This is a genomic window from Streptomyces sp. NBC_00448 (assembly GCF_036014115.1).
GTDB lineage: Bacteria > Actinomycetota > Actinomycetes > Streptomycetales > Streptomycetaceae > Actinacidiphila.
Genome location: NZ_CP107913.1, coordinates 5,065,095 through 5,084,737, shown reverse-complemented (window position 1 = coordinate 5,084,737; position 19,643 = coordinate 5,065,095). Strand labels below are relative to the sequence as shown.

At 74.5% G+C, this 19,643-nt stretch carries 16 protein-coding genes and 1 pseudogene; 4 read left to right on the top strand and 13 right to left on the bottom strand.

Annotation, left to right across the window (positions count from 1 at the left end; all coding sequences use genetic code 11):
• The first annotated feature begins 179 nt into the window (after positions 1 to 179).
• Complete coding sequence (locus OG370_RS21675; protein WP_328466751.1) at positions 180 to 1,889, top strand: Stk1 family PASTA domain-containing Ser/Thr kinase; 1,710 nt, start codon at positions 180 to 182, stop codon at positions 1,887 to 1,889.
• Between the two features lie 110 nt (positions 1,890 to 1,999).
• Here the strand turns inward: OG370_RS21675 and OG370_RS21670 are convergent, their stop codons facing one another.
• Both OG370_RS21670 and OG370_RS21665 read right to left on the bottom strand, forming a co-directional pair.
• The gene (locus OG370_RS21670; RefSeq protein ID WP_328466749.1) at positions 2,000 to 2,554 is read right to left on the bottom strand and encodes a bacterial proteasome activator family protein; all 555 of its coding nucleotides are present in this window, start codon (positions 2,552 to 2,554) and stop codon (positions 2,000 to 2,002) included.
• 95 nt (positions 2,555 to 2,649) lie between these two features.
• Positions 2,650 to 3,261, bottom strand: a complete 612-nt coding sequence (locus OG370_RS21665; RefSeq protein ID WP_328466747.1) for a hypothetical protein — start codon at positions 3,259 to 3,261, stop codon at positions 2,650 to 2,652.
• Positions 3,262 to 3,935: 674 nt separating this feature from the next.
• Between OG370_RS21665 and OG370_RS21660 the strand changes: the two genes are divergently transcribed.
• Positions 3,936 to 4,472, top strand: coding sequence for a hypothetical protein (locus OG370_RS21660; RefSeq protein WP_328466745.1), 537 nt, complete (start codon positions 3,936 to 3,938; stop codon positions 4,470 to 4,472).
• 47 nt (positions 4,473 to 4,519) lie between these two features.
• On the opposite strand, the gene OG370_RS21655 is transcribed toward OG370_RS21660, so the two are convergent.
• Together OG370_RS21655 and OG370_RS21650 are read right to left on the bottom strand one after the other, a co-directional pair.
• Positions 4,520 to 5,485 (bottom strand): NAD(P)H-quinone oxidoreductase, encoded by a 966-nt coding sequence (locus tag OG370_RS21655; protein ID WP_328466743.1) that lies wholly within the window; start codon positions 5,483 to 5,485, stop codon positions 4,520 to 4,522.
• An 11-nt stretch (positions 5,486 to 5,496) separates the two neighbouring features.
• Positions 5,497 to 6,429 carry a LysR family transcriptional regulator gene (locus tag OG370_RS21650; RefSeq protein WP_328466741.1) on the bottom strand — a complete coding sequence of 311 codons (933 nt, stop codon included), beginning with the start codon at positions 6,427 to 6,429 and terminating at the stop codon, positions 5,497 to 5,499.
• A 95-nt stretch (positions 6,430 to 6,524) separates the two neighbouring features.
• Here OG370_RS21650 and OG370_RS21645 point away from each other — a divergent pair, with 95 nt between their 5' ends.
• On the top strand, positions 6,525 to 8,063 hold the full coding sequence (locus OG370_RS21645) for an MFS transporter (protein ID WP_328466739.1): 1,539 nt from the start codon (positions 6,525 to 6,527) through the stop codon (positions 8,061 to 8,063).
• A gap of 69 nt (positions 8,064 to 8,132) precedes the next feature.
• Here the strand turns inward: OG370_RS21645 and OG370_RS21640 are convergent, their stop codons facing one another.
• The 6 genes and pseudogenes from OG370_RS21640 to pdhA form a co-directional block, all read right to left on the bottom strand.
• On the bottom strand, positions 8,133 to 9,119 hold the full coding sequence (locus OG370_RS21640; protein WP_328474303.1) for a potassium channel family protein: 987 nt from the start codon (positions 9,117 to 9,119) through the stop codon (positions 8,133 to 8,135).
• Between the two features lie 152 nt (positions 9,120 to 9,271).
• A complete protein-coding gene (locus OG370_RS21635; protein WP_328466737.1) occupies positions 9,272 to 10,927 on the bottom strand; it encodes a molybdopterin molybdotransferase MoeA in 1,656 nt (551 codons plus the stop codon).
• A pseudogene (locus OG370_RS21630) lies at positions 10,924 to 11,966 on the bottom strand (DUF6457 domain-containing protein). Before OG370_RS21630 ends, OG370_RS21635 begins: the two are co-directional and overlap by 4 nt.
• A 17-nt stretch (positions 11,967 to 11,983) precedes the next feature.
• A complete protein-coding gene (locus OG370_RS21625) occupies positions 11,984 to 13,396 on the bottom strand; it encodes a dihydrolipoamide acetyltransferase family protein (RefSeq protein WP_328466735.1) in 1,413 nt (470 codons plus the stop codon).
• Complete coding sequence (locus OG370_RS21620; protein WP_328474301.1) at positions 13,396 to 14,367, bottom strand: alpha-ketoacid dehydrogenase subunit beta; 972 nt, start codon at positions 14,365 to 14,367, stop codon at positions 13,396 to 13,398. The genes OG370_RS21625 and OG370_RS21620 overlap by 1 nt, the downstream gene beginning before the upstream one ends.
• Positions 14,368 to 14,447: 80 nt before the next feature.
• Positions 14,448 to 15,548, bottom strand: coding sequence for a pyruvate dehydrogenase (acetyl-transferring) E1 component subunit alpha (pdhA, locus tag OG370_RS21615; RefSeq protein WP_328466733.1), 1,101 nt, complete (start codon positions 15,546 to 15,548; stop codon positions 14,448 to 14,450).
• Positions 15,549 to 15,731: 183 nt separating this feature from the next.
• On the opposite strand from pdhA, the gene OG370_RS21610 reads away from it, so the two are divergent.
• Positions 15,732 to 16,256 (top strand): Lrp/AsnC family transcriptional regulator, encoded by a 525-nt coding sequence (locus OG370_RS21610; RefSeq protein ID WP_328466731.1) that lies wholly within the window; start codon positions 15,732 to 15,734, stop codon positions 16,254 to 16,256.
• On the opposite strand, the gene OG370_RS21605 is transcribed toward OG370_RS21610, so the two are convergent.
• The 3 genes from OG370_RS21605 to OG370_RS21595 form a co-directional block, all read right to left on the bottom strand.
• Positions 16,253 to 17,206 (bottom strand): IS481 family transposase, encoded by a 954-nt coding sequence (locus tag OG370_RS21605; protein WP_328461228.1) that lies wholly within the window; start codon positions 17,204 to 17,206, stop codon positions 16,253 to 16,255. The genes OG370_RS21610 and OG370_RS21605 overlap by 4 nt on opposite strands.
• Positions 17,207 to 17,415: 209 nt before the next feature.
• Positions 17,416 to 18,021 carry a TetR/AcrR family transcriptional regulator gene (locus OG370_RS21600; protein ID WP_328466729.1) on the bottom strand — a complete coding sequence of 202 codons (606 nt, stop codon included), beginning with the start codon at positions 18,019 to 18,021 and terminating at the stop codon, positions 17,416 to 17,418.
• Positions 18,018 to 19,547, bottom strand: a complete 1,530-nt coding sequence (locus OG370_RS21595; protein WP_328474299.1) for a 3-hydroxyacyl-CoA dehydrogenase — start codon at positions 19,545 to 19,547, stop codon at positions 18,018 to 18,020. Before OG370_RS21595 ends, OG370_RS21600 begins: the two co-directional genes overlap by 4 nt.
• Between the last annotated feature and the right edge of the window lie 96 nt (positions 19,548 to 19,643).

The following is a 19,643-nucleotide window of genomic DNA, read 5'->3' as shown; positions in this document are numbered from 1 at the left end:
GCGATCAGACGCCGTCCGACTGCCGTACGAAGGTCACCGCTTTGTGCGCGGACGATGCGTATCAGGTGACGAGATGGTCAACGAACTTGACGTGCACGTGCGATAAGCGAGACTTGGCGGGCAAGCTCGGGGGACTGGTCTGTCCCGTCCCGGTTCACCATCAGGGGGTAGCGGTACAGATGAGCGGGGACGCCACACAGGGCGGGTACGCGGGGCGCTCGGTCGGCGGCGGGCGGTACGTGCTGCGCGACCTGCTGGGCCAGGGTGGCATGGCGTCTGTGCATCTGGGACATGACACGGTGCTGGACCGGCCGGTGGCCGTCAAGACCCTCCACACCAACCTCGGCAACGAGCAGTCGTTCCGGGAGCGCTTCCGCCGCGAGGCACAGTCCGTCGCCAAGCTCAACCACACCAACATCGTCTCCGTCTTCGACTCCGGTGAAGACGTGATCGACGGCCAGATGGTGCCGTACATCGTGATGGAGTACGTCGAGGGCAAGCCGCTCGGCGACGTACTGGCCGCGGACATCGCCCAGTTCGGCGCGATGCCCGCCGACAAGGCGCTGAGGGTCACCGGCGACGTGCTGGCCGCGCTGGCGGTCAGCCACGAGATGGGCCTGGTGCACCGGGACATCAAGCCGGGCAACGTGATGGTCACCCGGCGCGGCGTGGTCAAGGTGATGGACTTCGGCATCGCGCGGGCCATGCAGTCCGGCGTGACGTCGATGACCCAGACCGGCATGGTGGTCGGCACCCCGCAGTACCTCTCGCCCGAGCAGGCGCTCGGGCGCGGCGTGGACGAGCGCTCCGACCTGTACTCGGTCGGCTGCATGCTCTTCGAACTCCTCACCGGGCGGCTGCCGTTCGACGCGGACTCGCCGCTGGCGATGGCCTACCAGCACGTCCAGGAGACCCCGCCGGCCCCCTCCGCGGTGAACCAGGCGCTCGGCCCCGCCATCGACGCGCTGGTGGCCCGCGCGCTGCGCAAGAACCCGGCCGAGCGCTTCCCGACCGCCGACACGATGCACGACGAGATCGAGCGGGTGCTCTCCGCCACGCAGAGCGGCGGCATGCCGGTGATCACCGGCAACGCCGTCACCGGCAGCCGCGGCGAGGGCGTCGCCGCGTCGGTCTTCCCGGTCCAGCCCGGCCAGCTGCCGCCCCCGGCGCAGCAGGTCCAGACCCCGTACGCGCCGACCCCGCCGCCGCAGGGCTACGGACCCACCACCCCGCCGCCGTCGGCGTACGGCTACCCGCAGCAGGGCGCGCCGACCCCGCCGCCCACCCCCGCGTACAACCTCCCGCCCACCCAGGTGCCGCAGCAGTACGCCATGAACGGCACCGGCGGTCCGGGCGGCGGCATGGCCGGCGGCACCGGCGGGCCGAACGGCCCGCGTCGCGGCGGCAAGTCCAACACCCCGCTGGTCGTGGGTGTGGTGGTGGCCGTGGTCGCGATCGCCGTGATCGTGGGCGTGATCGTCGCGATGACCAACAGCGGCGGTGGCAGCCCCAGCGCGGACCACACCGACACCCCGACCGGCAGCGCCACCACCTCGGCGAGCGCCAGCGCGTCCGCGACGGACAGCGTGGTCCAGGGCGACCAGACCCGCACCATCGACACCGACCAGTGCACCGACGCCCACAACGACTTCATCAACCCCGACAAGCCCGATGTCGCCACGATGCCGGACTTCCACACGGACTACGTCGACTCCGTGGTCGCCTGCATGAAGGCCGCGGGCTGGAAGTACACCATCAAGCACACCAACGAGCAGCTGTGGGGCAAGGGCTCGGTGACGAGCCAGTCGCCGTCCGCCGACGCCGACTACAACCCGAAGACCGACGGGCCGGTCACCATCTGGGTGTCGACGGGCAAAGGCACGGACTGAGCGCTTGCGCGCGTCGGCGCGCCTCGGCGCTTGTATGACTCGTACGAAAGGGCCGGACCTCGGCGGCGTCCACCGCGGGGGTCCGGCCCTTTTGCGTGTCCCGGGGTCGGCTAGAGGTAGGGGCCGGAGCGGCCCGCGGGGCCCTGCGGCTCCTCGTCGTGGCCGGCCGCGCCGGGCGGCAGGGCGCGGCGCATCTGCTCCAGCTGGGCGCGCGCGGCCATCTGCTGGGCGAACAGCGCGGTCTGGATGCCGTGGAAGAGCCCTTCGAGCCAGCCCACGAGCTGGGCCTGGGCGATCCGCAGCTCGGCCTCGCTCGGCACGCTCTCGTTGGTGAACGGCAGCGACAGCCGCTCCAGTTCCTCGACCAGCTCGGGGGCGAGCCCGGCCTCCAGCTCCTTGACGGAACTGGCGTGGATCTCCTTCAGCCGCACCCGGCTGGCCTCGTCGAGAGGAGCCGCCCGCACCTCCTCCAGGAGCTGCTTGATCATGCTGCCGATCCGCATCACCTTCGCCGGCTGCTCGACCATCTCCGTCACCGGGATCTCGCGGGGCTCCTCGCCCTCGCCCGGCGCTCCACCGCCGAGCGCCATCCCGTCCGGCCCGACGACCAGGACCTGCGGATTCTGTGAGTTCTCCGTCGACCGTTCGTTCATCGGCATCTCCATGCGTCCATTGTCCCGCAGCGGTCCCGCGAGCCTCGACACCGGGAGCCGCGGGCGGGCCACCGCGGTCACGAGCGGCGCGATCAGGGGCGGCGCGATCAGGGGCGGCGCAGCCGCAACCCGAGGAACCCCAGTCCCAGCCCGACCAGCACCAGCCCGGCGCCCAGCGGCAGCACCCGCGGCACCGGGCGGCCCGCGGTCACGAACGGCAGCGCCTGGTCGTCCTGCTCCTCCTCGGCCCCGGCCGGTGCGTGCGACCCGCCCGCCTCGAACGACGGCACGGGCGTGGCTGCGGCCTGCCCGCCGTCCGCACCCAGCAGCAGCGGCGCCGAGGCCGCGCCCGGGTGGCCGCTTCGGTGCCCGAGCGGGACGTACGGGCGCAGGGGCGCGTGCGGAGCCGCGTGCGGGGACCGGGCCGGGGTCTTGGCGGCGGGTGCGCCGCGGGTGGGGGGCGCGGGGCGGCTGCCGGGGTGACCGGGCCGCAGCGGGCCGGTGCCGGGCAGGGGTCCGGCGGAGGACTCGGGGGCCGGGCGGTTCGGGAGGTTCGGGCGGTCCGGGCGGTCCGGCGCCGGGGCCGCGGGCGCGGAGCCGGTGGACGGTGCCTGGTCGGCCGAGCCGCCGGAGTGGGCGGGAGAGCTCGGCGCGGGGGCGGCGGACGCGGGAGGACCGATGGGTACGGGGGCCGCGGGGGCCGCGGGCGGAGCGGGCACGGGCGGCCGGGCAGGACGGCTCGGCCGTGACGGAATGGCGGGAGGGGCGATGGGCGGCACGGTCGGGGGGAGGACCGGCAGCGTGAGCACGGGGCCGACCCCGGGCGGGGGCAGCGGCTTCGGCTGCGGCTTCGGCTGCGGCTTCGGCTGCGAGGCGGCGGGAGCGGACGGGCGGGGGCGACCGGCAGGCGGCTGCTGCGTGCCCTGCGCCGCGCCCGACAAAGTGCCCGATGTCGCGTCCGGAGCCCCCGGCGCCGTGGCGGAGGGGCCTGGCGGCCGTCGCTGCTGTGCCGCTGAGGGCGCCGTGTCCCCGGCCGCCCACGCCGGCGCCGCCGCTCCGAGCAGCGCCGCGGCCAGCACCGCCGTGCCCGCGGCCATCGTGCCCGCGGCCGCCCGTCGCGCCTCGCCCCGCCTGTCCGCCGCAGCCCACCGCACGTCCGCGCCTCCCGCACCCAACCGTGTGTACGCCCAGCGTCACATGAGGCGACAAATACGGCATCCCGGGCATCTTTCGGGCACCCGTCGCCGACACAGCGGGCCGCCGGAGAACCGGGCCGCCGAAGAAACCGGGTGCGCCCCGCCCCGTCCGCCCGACACCATCACCGCATGACCGAGACACCCGCGGACGGCGCTTCCGACGACGCCGGCCCGCCCGACGGCGACCCGCTGGGCTGGTGCGTGTCGCCAACGTGAGCGCCGAGACCGCGAAGGGCGAGGCCGGGCTCGACATCCGGCGCGGCATCAAGCACTTCCCGCCCGGCGCCCGCCTGTGGGTCACCCGGGCCCGATGGGACCCGGGGCACGGCCGCACCCACGTGGTCGGCCGGCACCGCGGGCGCTCCGGGCGGTACGTCCGGATGGTGGTCGCCCTCGACGACCTGGAGAACTTCCGGGTCCGCGGCATCCACAGCACCCGCCTGCTCCGCGTCCTGCTCGGGCTGCGCCGGGACCCGGTCGCCCCGCTCCCCGCCGAGCGCCCCTGGAACTCCCGCGCGCACGCCCAGGAGTACGCCGACGCCTGGGCCACGTGGCAGCACCGCGTCCCGGCCCGTATCGACGGCGAGACCCACCCGTACCGCTACGTCTGCAACCCGCCCCCGATGGAGATCGAGCACGAGGGCCGCACCTTCCACCTCGCCCACTTCAACGCCAAGGGCGCGCGCTACTCCTCGCTCCCGCCGCCGACGGAGTACGTCCCCGACCTGCCGTGAGTGCGCGGCCGGGCGAGTCCGCCCGGCCGCGCGGGGCGGAGAGGCGGTCAGACGGTGAGCAGGATCTTGCCGATGTGGGTGCTGGACTCCATCAGGCGGTGGGCCTCGGCCGCCTGGACGAGCGGGAGCGCGCGGTCGACCACCGGCCGGACGGTGCCCGCCTCGATCAGCGGCCAGACGTGCTCGCGGACCGCCGCGACGATCGCCGCCTTCTCGGCCGGCGGGCGGGAACGGAGCGTGGTGGCGGCGACGGCGCCGCGCTTGGCCATCAGCTTGGCGAGGTTCAGCTCGGCCTGCACCCCGCCCTGCATGCCGATCACCACCAAGCGGCCGTTGACCGCGAGCGCGTCGATGTTGCGGTCCAGGTACTTCGCGCCGATCAGGTCGAGAATGACGTCCGCGCCGTCCTCGCCCAGCTCCGCCACGAAGTCCTGCTCGCGGTAGTTGATCAGCACGTCCGCGCCCAACTCCCGGCAGGCGTCGAGCTTTTCCGCACTGCCCGCGGTGACCGCGACCCGCGCGCCGACCGCCTTGCCGAGCTGGATCGCCATCGTGCCGATCCCGCTGGACCCGCCGTGCACCAACAGCGTCTCGGTGGGCCGCAGATGGGCCACCATGAAGACGTTCGACCAGACGGTGGCGGCGACTTCGGGCAGCGCGGCCGCCGTCACGAGGTCGACGCCCTCGGGCACGGGGAGCAGTTGCCCGGCGGGCACCGCCACCTTCTCGGCGTAGCCGCCGCCCGCCAGCAGCGCGCACACCTCGTCGCCGACCGACCACCCGGCCACGCCCGGGCCGACCTCCGCGATCCGGCCGGAGCACTCGAGGCCGGGGTAGGCCACGGAGCCGGCCGGCGGGTCGTAGAGGCCCATCCGCTGCAGGAGGTCGGCGCGGTTCACCGCGCAGGCCGCGACCTCGACCACGACCTCGCCGTCCGCGGCCACCGGATCGGGTACGTCCGCCCAGGTCAGCGCGTCGGGGCCGCCCGGCTGGGGAATCGTCATCGCGTACATGCAACGGGAGGCTACTCCGCGGCCGGCCGCATCCCGCCGAGCACCTCGCCGTCACCGGTCAGCTCGACCAGCGTCTGCCGCAGCCAGCGGTGCGCGGGATCGGCGTCGTGCCGTACGTGCCAGGTCATGTCGAACGCCACCGGGGGCAGCCGCAGCGGGATCTCGTGCACGGTCAGGCGCAGCACCCGGGCGGCGCGTTCGGCGAAGCCGGAGGGCACGATCGCGAACGCGTGGGTGTCCAGCGCGAGGAAGCAGGCCGCGCCGAAGGTCGGCACGGTCGCCAGCACCCTTCGTTCCAGGCCGAGCTCGGCAAGCCGGTCGTCGATCACACTGCGGGCGCGACCGTGCCGGGAGGCGGTGATGTGGGGGAGTGCGGCGAAGTCCGCCGGTGTGAGGGGAGCGGAGGCGCCGGGGTCGCGCTCCGGCGACCGTACGACCGCCATGTACCGGAAGTCGGCCAGGTGGGTGGTGCGGACGTCCGGCGGGGTCTCGGGCAGGGCGCCGAGGTCGAGGTCCACCCGGTCGCGCAGGTCGGCGGGGTCCTCGTCGCCCTCGGGCAGGATGCGCAGCCGTACACCCGGCGCCTCGCGGGCGGCCCGGGCGAGCAGGGCGGCGCCGAGCACCACGGCCACCCCGTCGTTCGTACGGATCACGAAGTCCCGCCGGACGTCGGCGAGATCGACCGGCGGCGGGGGGCTCAGTGCGGCCAGCGCCTGGCCGAGCGCGGCAGCCACCTGGGGCCGCAGCTCGCGGGCGCGCGGGGTGAGGGTCAGCCCGCGGCCCGAGGGCACCAGCAGCGGATCGCCGACCACCCGGCGCAGCCGGGCCAGGGTCCGGCTCATCGCGGACGGTGAGACGTTCATCACGGTCGCGGCGCCCGTGACGCTGCCCTCGCGGAGCAGCGCGTCCAGAGCGGGCAGCAGATTCATGTCCGGCAGGAGCACGGCTTCAGTGTCGCACCGACCATTGCATCCCGTGCAACGGTCATCTGACAACCAGGACCTTGTGATCAACCATGGTCGGCTTGCACGCTGATCACATGATCGACGCCCCGCAGCCGCCGAGACCCGAGCCGCAGCCCCCACCCGGCAGCACCCCAGCGGCCGTATCCCCACCGCGGCCGACCGCGACCGCGGCCACGACGACCGCCTCCGCGGGTGCGGACGGCGGCCCGGCGCACCGGATCAGCCCCCGGCAGCGCGCCGTCGCCCTGCTCGTGGCGGGCTGCTTGTTCATGGAGAACCTAGACGGCACCATCGTGTCCACCGCCGCACCCCGGATCGGCGCGTCCCTCGGCGTCTCCGCCACCGCGGTCGGCCTGGTCGTCACGGCGTACGTCCTCACCCTCGCCGTACTGGTCCCGCTGAGCGGCTGGCTGACCGCGCGCTTCGGCACCCGGCGGATCTTCCTCACCGCGATCGTGCTGTTCACCGTCGCCTCGCTGGCCTGCGCCGCCGCGTCCAGCCTCGGCGAACTGGTCGCGCTGCGCGTCCTCCAGGGCGCGGGCGGCGCGATGATGGTGCCGGTCGGGCGGCTGGTCGCGCTGTCGGGGATCGCCAAACCCGACATCCCGCGGCTCGTGGCGTACATCGTCTGGCCCGCGCTGATCGCGCCGGTCGCCGCGCCGCTGCTGGGCGGGGTGATCACCACCTACGCGAGCTGGCACTGGCTCTTCCTGATCAACATCCCGCTCGGGCTGGTCGCGTTCGCCGTCGCCTGGCGGCTGATCGAGGGCGGCCCGGTCGCCGGGGTGGGCGCGCTGGACTGGCTCGGGCTGGTGTGGACGTCGGTGGGGCTGGGCGCGCTCACCTACACCGGGCACCTGCTGTCCGACGCGCACGCGCCGTGGCCGCGCGCCGCCGGGCTCGGCGCGGTCTCCCTGCTGCTGCTCGCCCTCGCGCTGCGCCATCTGCGGCGGGCCGAGCGCCCGTTGATCGACCTCGGCACCCTGCGCACCCACTCCTTCCGCGCCTCGGTCTCCGGCGGCTCGGTCTTCTGGATCTCCGTCTCCGCGGTGCCCTTCCTGCTGCCGCTGCTCTTCCAGGAGGTCTTCGGGTGGAGCGCCGTACGCTCCGGCGCCCTGGTGCTCTTCGTCTTCGTCGGCAACATCGGCATCAAGCCCGCGACCGGCTTCCTCTTCGGCCGCTTCGGCTACCGCGCGGTGCTGGCCACCTCCGGTGTCGTCCTCGCCGGGACCATGGCCGGCTGCGCCTTCCTCACCGCGGGCACCCCGCTGTGGGTGATCGGCGCGCTCGTCACCCTCAGCGGCGCCGCCCGCTCCACCGGCCTGACCGGCTACAACACCCTCGCGTTCGCCGATGTCCCGCAGGACCGGATGCGCGACGCCAACACGCTCAACGCCACCGCCACGCAGACCGCCGCCGGCCTCGGCGTCGCCGCCGCCCCCGTCGCCCTGCGCCTCGGCGACCCCCTCACCCACCACCTGCTGGGCCACACCTCCCCCGCGCTCTCCTACGGCGCCGCCTTCACCCTGCTCGCGCTGCCCGCCCTCGCCGCCGCCACCGGCGCCGTCCGCCTGCCCGCGGGCACCGGCGACATCCTGAGATCCCGCCGGTAGCGCCGGTGCCGGGGCGGGCGCGCCCCGGGCGCGGCCGCCCGGGCGGACCAGGGCGCCGCGCGCACGGCTTCACATCGCCCGGTGGATCGCGATCAGCCGGTCCCCGTCACGCAGCGCCCCCAACTCGTTGTCGTCGTGGTCGAGAAGCGCCTCCCCCCGCCGGACCGACACCACCAGGTCCCCCAACTCCCTCGGCGCCCGCCCGACTTCCGACGGCTCCACCGCGCGCTCGATCAGATCGAGCCCGCTTCCGTACGTGATGAGGTCGTCCATCACCCGCCCGGCACTCGGGCTGAGCATCGACAGCCCGAGCAACCGCCCCGCCGCACTCGAACTCGTGATCACCGCGTCCGCCCCGGACTGCCGCAGCAGCGGCGCGTTCTCCTCCTCGCGCACGGACGCGACGATCCGCGCCGTACCGTTGAGTTGCCGCGCGGTGAGCGTGACCAGGACCGCCGTGTCGTCGCGCTGGGCGGCGATCACGATCTGCCGGGCCCGCCCGACCTCGGCCCGCAGCAGCACGTCGTTGCGGGTCGCGTCCCCGGTGACCGCCACGAACCCCTCGTCGGCCGCGGCCTGCACCACCTTCGGCACCGGGTCCACCACCACGATCCGGTCCTGCCGCACCCCTCGCCCGATCAGCGTCTGCGCGGCGGACCGCCCCTTCGTCCCGAACCCGACGATCACCACATGGTCGTGCAAGGTGCTCCTCCAGCGCTTGAGCCGGTACTGCTCCCGGGTGCGCTCGGTCAGCACCTCCAGGGTGGTACCGACCAGGATGATCAGGAAGATCACCCGCAGCGGCGTCACCAGCAGCGTATTGGTCAGCCGCGCCCCGGTGCTGTACGGGACGATGTCGCCGTAACCGGTCGTGGACAGCGTCACCGTCGCGTAGTAGAGCGCGTCGAGGAACGACACCGTGCCGTTGGCGCTGTCGTGGTAGCCGCCGCGGTCGGCGTAGACGATGAGCACGGTGATCATGAGCACCAGCAGCGCCAGCAGCAGCCGGCGGACCACCTGCCTGAGCGGGCCGGCCGCCGGGCGCGGGAAGAGCACCCGGTAGGCGCTGCCGGACGGTCCCGACCCGCCGCCGCGGCGGGAGTCGGAGGAGTCGGGGGAGTCGTCGGCGCCGGGGGAGTCGCCCTCGGTGGGCGGCGGGTACGGCACCGGGTCGTCGTCGGCACCGCCGCGGGGGGCACGGGGCAGTCTCACCGCGCGCTCCCCCAGGCCGAACCGGGCATCCCGAGGTCCAGCACCTTGACCTCGTCGCCCGCCTTCGCCCCACCCGGCGGGACCACCGCCATCCCGTGGGCGGCGGCCAGCCCGCGCAGCATCGCCGAGCCGGTGTGGTGCAGCGGCCGGGCGGCCGCGTGGGCGTCGAACACGACCGGCACCAGCCGGGTGTCCTCGCGGTGCCCGCCGACGTCCTCGGTGAGCGGCGCGGTGTACGACGCCGGGGCAGGGTGGCCGCCGAGCGTCCGCAGCAGGGGCGCAACGAGCGTCAGCACGCCGGCGACCGCGGCGAGCGGGTTGCCCGGCAGGCCGACGAAGTAGCTTCTCCTGGGCGGCGGTTCGGCCCCCGCGCCGCCATCCGGCCGGCGCGGCGGGGCGAAGGGCTTCGGCCCGGACCGCTCCGCCGGGCGCGGCGTCTCGTACGGTCCGCACGGGAACTCCGCGAGCAGCATCGGATGCCCGGGGCGTACCGTCACCCCGTCCACCAGCAGCCGCGCGCCGACCCGGACCAGCGCGCCGTGCACGTGGTCGCGCGGGCCGCTCGCGGTGCCACCGGTGGTGACCACCAGGTCGGCGCCCCGGGTCGCGACGGAATCGGCGACCGCGGCCCGCAGCGCCTCCGCGTCGTCCGGCAGCGCCCGCACCGCGACCACGTCCGCGCCCAGCGCGCGCAGCCACGGTGGCAGCATCGGGCCCAGCGCGTCCCGGACCCGGCCCTTCCCCGGCTGCCCCTCGGCGAGCAACTCATCCCCGAGCACCAGCACTTCGACCCTCGGCCGGGCCACGACCGCCAGCTCGTCGTACCCGCACGCCGCCGCCAGGCCCAGCACCGCGGGCGTCACCGTGACTCCTGCGGGCAGCAACTCCTCACCCGCCCGGCACTCCTGGCCGCGCCTGCGCACCTCCTGGCCGGACACGGGCGCCGGGTGCGGCGCGGCCACCTTCAACCACTCGCCGTCCGGGCGCGGTTCGGTCGCGCCGTGTTCGTCGCGCAGCACGGCCGTCGCGCCCGCGGGCAGTTCGGCGCCGGTCGCCACCCGTACGGCGTGCCCGTCCGCGAGTCGGGCCGCGGGCTGCTGACCGGCGAACACCTGGCCCGCCAGCCGCCACGGCCCGGGACCGGCGACCGCCCAGCCGTCCATCGCCGAGGAGTCGAACGGCGGTAGGTCCGTCAGCGCCGCCAGCCCGCGCGCCAGCGCCGCGCCCAGCGCCTGCTCGCCCAACGGCACGCGCTCCGCGTCCAGTTGGCGGGCGGCGGCCAGCGCGGTGTGGCGGGCCCTGAGCCAAGGGGTGTCCAGCCGGTGGACGACGGGGCGGCCGGGGTCGGAGGGGAGCAGGCCGCCGGGGTCGGGTGGGCCGCCGGGATCGGAGGCAGCGACGGCCGGGTGGGCGCGGCGGCGCAGGTACTCCGTGAGGCCGAGCCCGTCCATGTACGCCTTCGCCAGGGGGTCGGCGGCCAGGGCCAGGAGGGCGGGGTCGACGTCCACGGGGTCGCAACGGTCGGAACGGTCGGAGCCGGGGGTGGATTCGGGGGCGGGCGCGGGACCGGCGGCGGGGGCAGGGGCGGACAGGCCGCCGGAGCGGACGGGTTCGCAGTCGCCGGGTGCCGAGCCGGGACCTGGGGCGCTCATTCCGGGGCGCCCGCGGTGCCCGAGGTACCCGAGGGGCCGCCGGTGCCTGCGCCGGTGCCGTCCTTGCCGGCCGCCGCGGCCTGTTCCGCCTGTTGGGCCTGTTCGGCCCAACGCCGAGCCAGCGCCGCGGCCTTCTCCGCCGCCGCCCGCACCTCGTCCGGACCGCCACCCGCCCGCCCCGCGGCGTACCCCACGAGGAACGTGGTCAGCGGCGCGGCCGGCCGCGCCACCCCGTGTGCCGCGTCGCGGGCGAGGTCGAGCAGGACGCGGGTGTCCACGTCGAGGTCGATGCCCAGTTCGGTCTTGGCTGCTGCGATCCATTCGTCCAACACAGGCCCATCGTCCCCGATCCCGGCCCGGGCGACACGCAGGCTCACCCCTCGCACCGGCGCTCCAGCCGGGCCCGGGCCGCCGCCACGTCCTCCCAGGTGTCGCAGTCGAACGACGCCTCGCCCGTCGGATCGGCCATCCTGCGCAGTGCCAGCTCGCCGGTGAGCAGCCGCAGCGGCAGCCCGGTCAGACCGCCGTACTCCCCCGCGAGCAGGGCCAGTTCGCGGCGCAGCGGCTCCCACCGGTAGGCGGCCGCGAGCGGCTGGTCCCGCCCGCCCGCGTCGGTGAGCACCACCCCCTCCGCCGCGCTGCCGGCGTCGGCCGCCGCGTCCGCCAGCGCGCCGACCGTCGCCGCCGTCAGGAAGGGCAGGTCGGCGGCGAGCACCACGACCACGTCCGCGACGGGCGCGCCCGAACCGCCCGAGCCGCCCGCGGGCCCGGCCGCAGGCCCGATCGCGGACAGCGCGGCGAGCCCGGCGGCCAGCGCCGGCACCGGTCCGCCGCCGGGCGGCTCCTCGCGGGCCCAGCGCACCGGCCGTACGGTCGGCCGGCGCGGGCCGACCACCACGGTCCCGTCCGCCGCCGCGCAGGCCGCGAGCACCCGGTCGAGCAGCATGAGGCCGCCGACCGGCAGCGCGGGCTTGTCGGTGCCGCCGAGTCGGCGGGCCGCGCCACCGGCGAGCACCACCGCGTCGTAGCGCGTCGTCATGCCCGCGAGTATGCCGCTCAGACCGAGGCCAGCAGCACCGCCGGGTCCTGCACGCAGTCGGCCACGAACCGCAGGAAGCCGCCCGCCGTGCCGCCGTCGCACACCCGGTGGTCGAAGGTGAACGACAGCTGCACCACCTGCCGCACCGCCAACTCCCCTTGGTGCACCCACGGCTTGGCCGCGATCCGGCCCACCCCGAGCATGCCCGCCTCCGGGTGGTTGAGGATCGGCGTCGAGCCGTCCACCCCGAACACGCCGTAGTTGTTGAGCGTGAAGGTCCCGCCGGTGAGGTCGGCGGGCGTCAGCGACCCGGTCCTGGCCGCCTCCGTCAGTCGGCCGATCTCCGCCGACAGCTGGGCGGTGGTCCTGGCCTGCGCGTCCCGCACCACCGGCACGACCAGGCCGCGCTCGGTCTGCGCGGCGAAGCCGAGGTGCACGGCCGGCAGCCGTACGATCTCGCCCCGCGCGGTGTCCACCGACGCGTTCAGCTCCGGGTGCCGGGCCAGCGCGGCCGTCACGATCCGGGCCATCAGCGCCAGCACCGATATCCGCGTGCCCTCGCCGCCCGTGCCCGCCGTGGCCGATGTGCCCGCCGTGGCCGACGCCGCGTTCATCGCCGCGCGCACCGCGAGCAGTTCGGTGGCGTCCGCGTCGACCCAGCAGGTGGCGTCGGGGATCTCCCGCCTGCTGCGCGCCAGTTTCTCCGCGACCGCGCCGCGTATCCCGCGCAGCGGGACGCGCACCTCACCGTCGACGGGCTGCCGGGCTGCCGCCGTCTGCTCGGCCTGGACGGTCGGGCCCCCCGCCGCGACATCAGCCACGGCACCTGTCGCGGTGCCCGCCGCCCGATCCACGTCGGCCCGCAGGATCAGCCCGTCGGGGCCGGTGCCGATCAGCGACCGCAGGTCCAGGCCCTTCTCCCGGGCGAGCCGGCGCACCAGCGGCGAGATGACCGCGACCGGTCCGCCGTCCGGGTGACCGGCGTCGTCGCGCGCGGTCCTCGCGGCACCGGCCACCGGCTCATGACCGACCGCCGCGCCGACCGCCCTGACCCGGCCGCGCCGACGGGCTACCGCCGCCTGGGTGCCGTAGCCGACCAGGACGTTCCCCGAGCCCTCGGGCCCGCCGCCGTCACCGCTCCCGCCGGCAGAGCCCCCGCCGTCACCGCCGCCCGGGCCCGGGTCCGCGCCGACCGCGACCGTCACCAGCGGGCGGCCGACCGCCAGGGTGTCGCCCTCTGCCCCGAACCGCGCGGTGACCACCCCGCCGTAGGGGCAGGGCACCTCCACCACGGCCTTCGCCGTCTCCACCTCGACCACCGGCTGGTCCACCGCGACGACCTCGCCGACCTCGACCAGCCAGCGCACGATCTCGGCCTCGGTGAGCCCTTCACCGAGGTCGGGCAGGGTGAACTCCTTGACCGCGGCCATCACCCCTCCTCCCACTGCAAGCGGCCCACGGCGTCCAGAATCCGGTCGACCCCGGGCAGATGGTGCCGTTCCAGCATCGGCGGCGGGTAGGGGATGTCGAACCCGGCCACCCGCAGCACCGGCGCCTCGAGGTGGTGGAAGCAGCGCTCGGTGATCCGCGCGGCGATCTCCGCGCCCGCGCCGCCGAACCCGGACGACTCGTGCACCACGACCGCCCGCCCGGTGCCGCGCACCACCCGCGCCACCGTCTCCTCGTCGAACGGCACCAGGCTGCGCAGGTCCACCACGCCCAGGTCCCAGCCCTCCTCCTTCGCGGCCTCGGCGGCCTCCAGGCACACCGGCAGCGAGGGGCCGTAGGTGATCAGGGTGGCGCTGCGCCCGGGGCGCCGCAGCACCGCGCGCCCGATCGGCGGGACCTCGCGCGGCGCCTGCGGCGACCAGTCGGCCTTCGACCAGTACAGCCGCTTGGGCTCCAGGAACACCACCGGGTCGTCGGAGGCGATGGCGGCCCGCAGCAGCCCGTAGGCGTCCTCGACGGTCGCCGGCGTCACCACGTGCAGCCCCGGGGTGTGCAGGTAATACGCCTCGGAGGAGTCGCTGTGGTGCTCGACGCCGCCGATGCCGCCGCCGTAGGGGATGCGGATGGTGATCGGCAGCGGCAGCGCGCCCCGGGTGCGGTTGCGCATCTTGGCCACATGGCTGACGAGCTGCTCGAACGACGGGTAGGCGAAGGCGTCGAACTGCATCTCGACCACCGGCCGCAGCCCGTACATCGCCATGCCGACCGCGGCGCCGAGGATGCCGGCCTCGGCGAGCGGGGTGTCGGTGCAGCGGTCGTCGCCGAAGTCGCGGGCCAGTCCGTCGGTGATCCGGAAGACGCCGCCGAGGGTGCCGACGTCCTCACCGAGCACATGGACGGTCGGGTCGAAGCTGAGCGCGTCCCGCAGCGCCTGGTTGAGCGCCTGTGCCATGGTGGCGGGCTTCCCGGCGGGCTTCCCGGCGGGGGAAGCGGGCGCCGCGGCCGGGGCGGCGGCGGCCGAGGAGGTGGGGCTCATGAGCGCTGCTCCGCTTCCAGCTCGGCGCGCAGCATGGCCTCCTGCTCGCGCAGTTGCTGCGTGGGCTCCGCGTAGACGTGTGCGAACAGCTCCGTCGGGTCCAGCCGCGGGTCGTCGTGCATGCGCTCGCGCAGGGCGGCGGCGAGCGCCTCCGCGTCGTCGGTGGTGCGCTGCCGCAGCGCGTCGTCGAGCAGGCCGCGGCCGGTCAGCTCGCGCTCCAGCAGGGTGACCGGGTCGTGCGCGCGCCAGGCGGCGACTTCGTCGTCGTCGCGGTAGCGCGTCGCGTCATCGGCGTTGGTGTGCGCGTCGATCCGGTAGGTGACCGCCTCGACGAGGGTGGGGCCGCGGCCCGCGCGGGCCCGGTCCACCGCTTCGGTGAGCACCTGGTGGACGGCCGCCGCGTCGTTGCCGTCCACCAGGCGGCCGGGCATGCCGTAGCCGACCGCCTTGTGGGCGAAGGACGGCGCGGCACTCTGCTTGGACAGCGGGACGGAGATCGCGAAGCCGTTGTTCTGCACCAGGAAGACCACCGGGGCCTTCCACACCGCCGCGAAGTTCAGCGCCTCGTGGAAGTCGCCCTCGCTGGTGCCGCCGTCGCCGACCATGGCCAGCGCCGCCACGTCGTCACCGCTGAGCCGGGCGGCGTGCGCGAGGCCGACCGCGTGCGGCAGCTGGGTGGCCAGCGGGGTGCTGAGCGGGGCCACCCGGGTCTCGCGCGGGTCGTATCCGGTGTGCCAGTCGCCGCGCAGCAGCGTCAGCGCCTCGACCGGGTCCACGCCGCGGGCGACCACCGCGAGGGTGTCGCGGTAGCTGGGGAAGAGCCAGTCGCGCGGGCCGAGCGCGAGCGCGGCGGCGATCTCGCACGCCTCCTGGCCGGTGCTCGACGGGTAGACCGCGAGCCGGCCCTGCTTGGTCAGAGCGGTCGCCTGCCGGTTGAACCGGCGGCCGCTGACGAGCTGGGCGTACAGCTCGGTGAGCAGCGCGGGGGCGAGCCGGGCGGCCTCGGGGGTGCCGAGCAGCCGGAACGGCTCCTGGTCGGGCAGCAGCGGCCCGGCTTCGGTGCGCGGGCGCCAGGCGGGGGTGTCCAGGACAGTCATCGCGAGCACCTCCTTGGAATCGGTGACCGGTGTGGTCGGGGCGGCGAGAGCGGGTCTCGCTCTCCCAACCGATTGTTCGGTCGCCAGAGGCATTTTGGCTACGGGGTGGTTCGGCCTGTGGACAAACGGTTCTGCACAGCCTGAGATGGAGCCAGTACGTCCATGCTAAGGAGTCCCGGGGGGATGGCGAGAGAACAGATGGCCGAAGACGCACAAGGGGTCCGACCTCTGGACGCGATCGACCGCACGATCCTGCGGCTGCTCCAGGAGGACGGCAGGGCGTCGATACGCTCCGTGGCCGAGCGTGTACACGTATCCCGGGCCAACGCGTACGCCCGGATCAACCGGCTGGTCGAGGACGGAGTCATCCGAGGGTTCAGCGCCCGGATCGACCACGAACGCGCCGGGCACGGCGCCTCCGCGTACATCACGCTCAGGATCGTCCAGAACTCGTGGCGGACCGTCCGGCAGAAACTCGTCACTCTTCCGGGTGTCGTCCATATCGCACTGGTCAGCGGGGACTTCGACGTCCTGCTGCTGGTGCACACGGTCGACAACCGCAGCCTGCGCGAACTGGTGCTCACCCGGCTGCAGGCGATCGAGGAGGTGCTCAGCAGCCGCACGCTGCTGGTCTTCGAGGAGACCGACCTGGTGGTCGGGGACTGGCCGCGGCAGGAGAACGGCCCGGACGGGTACCCGACGATCTAGGTGTACTGACCCGTTAGGTTGGGGACGCGGCTGGCGGGTGGTTGGCCTTTGAGTGCGGTGTGTCCGCGGTGGTGATTGTAGGTGTGGAGCCACTGCTGATAGGCGGCGCGTCGTTCGGCGTCGGTGCGGTAGGGCTTCGCGTAGGCCCATTCGTCCAGCAGGGTGCGGTTGAACCGTTCGACCTTGCCGTTGGTCTGGGGCCGGTAGGGCCGGGTGCGTTTGTGTGAAATACCTTGCTCGGCAAGGGAGTTGCGCCACAGATGTGACTTGTAGCAGGAGCCGTTGTCGGTCAGGACCCGCTGGACGGTGATACCGGCGGCGGCGAAGAAGGCGTGGGCGCGCTGCCAGAACCCGACGGCGGTCTCTTTCTTCTCGTCGGCCAGGATTTCGCTGTAGGCCAGGCGGGAGTGGTCGTCGATGGCGTTGTGCAGGAAGCTCATGCCCGCCTTGGTGCGGTTCTTGCGGCCTGCTTGCCGGCCGAGGACCTTGTGGCCGCCGCCGTCGGGGATGTTGCCGAGTTTCTTGATGTCGACGTGGACGAGGTCGCCGGGGGCGGCGTGTTCGTAGCGGCGGATCACCCGGCCGGTGGCACGGTCCAGGTGGGCCAGACGGGCCAGCCGGTAGCGGGTCAGGACACGGTGCACGGTCGCCGGGTTCAGCCCGAGAAGGTAGGCGATACGGGCCGGTCCCCACCGGCGCAGGACACGGACCTTGATGATCCGCCGCTCGGTACGGGTCGGTGTCCGGCGCGGGCTGGAGTGCGGGCGCGAGGAGCGGTCGACCATCCCGGCCTCGCCCAGCTCCCGGTAGCGGGCCGCCCACCGCTGAGCCGTGGTGGGCGAGACCTGGAAGCGTTCGGCGGCCCGGCGCAGGGTCCACCGGTCGTCAACGATGCAGCGGGCCAGCCGCAGACGGCCGGTCTCGGTCAGAGGTGCATTACGGTGGGGCATGAGGGCCTTCTGATCGTTCGATGTCGATGTCGCAATCCACACCGAACCCGGAAGGCCCTTACTCGTTCAAGATCACCCCACCGTGATCACTGTCACCAACCTCCGTGGACAGAACATCTAGGCCGGTCCACCGACCGGGCCGGTGTGCCGACCAGATCCGTCGGCCGCCCTGGTCGGCCGGCTGGATCGACCCGCGCGGTCGGCGGCTGTCAGGAGTCGGCGTCCGGCGGTATCCGCAGCCCGTCGAAGGCCAGCCGCACCACCGCGTCCGCGACCTGCTCGGCCTGTGCGGAGCCGCGGCCGTCCGGGCGGTACCACTCCACCACCGAGTTGATCATGCCGAACAGCAGCCGGGTGGCGAGCCGGGGCTCGACGTCGGCACGCAGGTCGCCCTCGGCGACGGCGGCCTTGAGCAGTTCCGCCACCCGCTGGTCGAACTCCCTGCGCCGCTCCATCGCCCGCCGCTCGGTGCCGGTGTTGCCGCGCACCCGCAGCAGCAAGGTGACGTAGGGCAGTTCCTCGACCAGCATGTCGGTGGTGCGCCGGGTGACGTACTCCAGCCGGTCCACCGCGCGGCCCGCGGTCGCGCCGGTCTCCTCGAAGATGCCGAACAGGCTCTCCAGGGCGCGGCCGACCGCCCGTTCGAGCAGTTCCTCCTTGCCGCGCACATGGTGGTAGATCGAGGACTTGGAGATGCCCGCCGCCTGCGACAGGTGCTCCATGGACGTGCCGTCGTAACCGCGCTCGTTGAAGACCTCGACGGCCACGGCGAGCAGCGAGTCCGGTGTGTAGGTGTCGCGCTTGGGCATGGTCATGAGCAGACCACATCCCGGGCCGCCGCCGCACGCCGCCTCAGTTCAGGCCCGGGTGCGTACCGTCCGGTCGGGTACCAGGCGTGCAGGCCGTCCAGCAGGTCCCGTACGTAGGGCAGCGAGATCCGCTCGCCCCACTCCAGCGGCCCCAGCGGGTAGTTCACGCCCAGCCTCATCGCGGTGTCCACGTCGTGCGCGGTCGCCACCTCCCTGGCGACGGCGTCCAGCGCGAAGTCCACCAGCATCGCCACGGTGCGGGCGACCACCATGCCGGGCACGTCCCGGATGACGCTGACCTCCTTGCCCATGGCCTGGAACAGGCCGGTCGCCTCGGCGACGGCGTCGGCGTGCACCCCGGCGGCCGGCGCGATCGCCACCCTGGTGGCGGCCCGGTAGTCCAGCGCCAGGTCGAACTGGACCGACGGTTCGCCCGGCAGCCGCCCGTCGGCCAGGTGCAGGCGGACGCCGCCGGGCAGGACGAACGCGCCCGTCGTCCCGGGCGCCTCGGGTTCCCTGCGCACCTCCACCCGCGCCTCCTCGGCGAGCGCGGCCAGTTCCGCCGCCGGGCCGAGCTCCCCGCGGAGGGTGACGAACTCCGGCGCCAGGGCCGCGTCGGCGGTGTGCGGCTCGGTGGCCGCCGCCACCTCGGCCGCGCTGCGGCCCGGGCCGTACGGGAACCAGCCGCGCCCCGCCTTGCGGCCCAGCCGGCCGGACTCCACCAGCCGGCGCTGCGCCAGCGAGGGCCCGAACTTCGGATCGCGGCCGTACGCCTCCCACACCGAGCGGGTGACCGCCTCGTTGACGTCCTGGCCGATCAGGTCGGTCAGCTCGAACGCGCCCATCGCGAAGCCGCCGCTCTCGCGCAGCAGGGCGTCGATGGTGGCGGGGTCGGCGGCCCGCTCCTCGTACACGCGCAGCGCCTCTGCGTAGTAGGGGCGGGCGATGCGGTTGACCAGGAAGCCGGGGGTGTCGGTGCAGCGCACCGGGGTCTTGCCCCAGGCGGCGGCGAGGTCGAACGCGGCTGTCACGGCGGCCGGGTCGCCGGCCGCGCCGGCGACCACCTCGACCAGCGGCAGCAGCGGCGCCGGGTTGAAGAAATGCAGCCCGACCAGCCGGCCCGGGCGGCGCAGGCCGCTCGCCACGGCGGTCACCGACAGCGAGGAGGTGTTCGTCGCCAGCAGGCAGTCGTCGGCGACCACCCGCTCCAGCTCGGCGAAGAGCCCCTGCTTGACGGCGAGGTCCTCGACCACGGCCTCCACGACGAGCCGGGCGGGCACCAGGTCCGCGGTGGTCTCGGCCGCCGCGAGCCGGGCCAGCGCCGACGCGCGCTCCTCGGTGCCGAGCCGGCTCTTCTCGACCAGCCGGTCCAGCCGGGCGGTGACCGCTTCCACGGCCGCGCGGGCCCGGCCCGGCACGGCGTCGTGGATCAGCACGCGATGGCCGGCCACCAGCGCGACCTGCGCGATGCCCTGGCCCATGGTGCCCGCGCCGACGACGGCGACGGTGCTGGTCAGATCTGGTGCGGTCACGGTTGCTCTCTCCTCGCCGAGGTCGTCGACGTCGTCCGCGGGGTGGTCCGCGAAGTTATCCACAGGCCGAGAAGCTCCTCTTGTCCCGACCGAACA

Excerpts from the sequence above, each read along its gene's own strand:
- OG370_RS21675 (WP_328466751.1), top strand. The coding sequence starts at position 180 with ATGAGCGGGGACGCCACACAGGGCGGGTACGCGGGGCGCTCGGTCGGC.
- OG370_RS21670 (WP_328466749.1), bottom strand. The coding sequence starts at position 2,554 with ATGGAGATGCCGATGAACGAACGGTCGACGGAGAACTCACAGAATCCG.
- OG370_RS21655 (WP_328466743.1), bottom strand. The coding sequence starts at position 5,485 with ATGTACGCGATGACGATTCCCCAGCCGGGCGGCCCCGACGCGCTGACC.
- OG370_RS21645 (WP_328466739.1), top strand. The coding sequence starts at position 6,525 with ATGATCGACGCCCCGCAGCCGCCGAGACCCGAGCCGCAGCCCCCACCC.
- OG370_RS21635 (WP_328466737.1), bottom strand. The coding sequence starts at position 10,927 with ATGAGCGCCCCAGGTCCCGGCTCGGCACCCGGCGACTGCGAACCCGTC.
- OG370_RS21625 (WP_328466735.1), bottom strand. The coding sequence starts at position 13,396 with ATGGCCGCGGTCAAGGAGTTCACCCTGCCCGACCTCGGTGAAGGGCTC.
- OG370_RS21620 (WP_328474301.1), bottom strand. The coding sequence starts at position 14,367 with ATGGCACAGGCGCTCAACCAGGCGCTGCGGGACGCGCTCAGCTTCGAC.
- pdhA (WP_328466733.1), bottom strand. The coding sequence starts at position 15,548 with ATGACTGTCCTGGACACCCCCGCCTGGCGCCCGCGCACCGAAGCCGGG.
- OG370_RS21610 (WP_328466731.1), top strand. The coding sequence starts at position 15,732 with ATGGCGAGAGAACAGATGGCCGAAGACGCACAAGGGGTCCGACCTCTG.
- OG370_RS21605 (WP_328461228.1), bottom strand. The coding sequence starts at position 17,206 with ATGCCCCACCGTAATGCACCTCTGACCGAGACCGGCCGTCTGCGGCTG.
- OG370_RS21600 (WP_328466729.1), bottom strand. The coding sequence starts at position 18,021 with ATGACCATGCCCAAGCGCGACACCTACACACCGGACTCGCTGCTCGCC.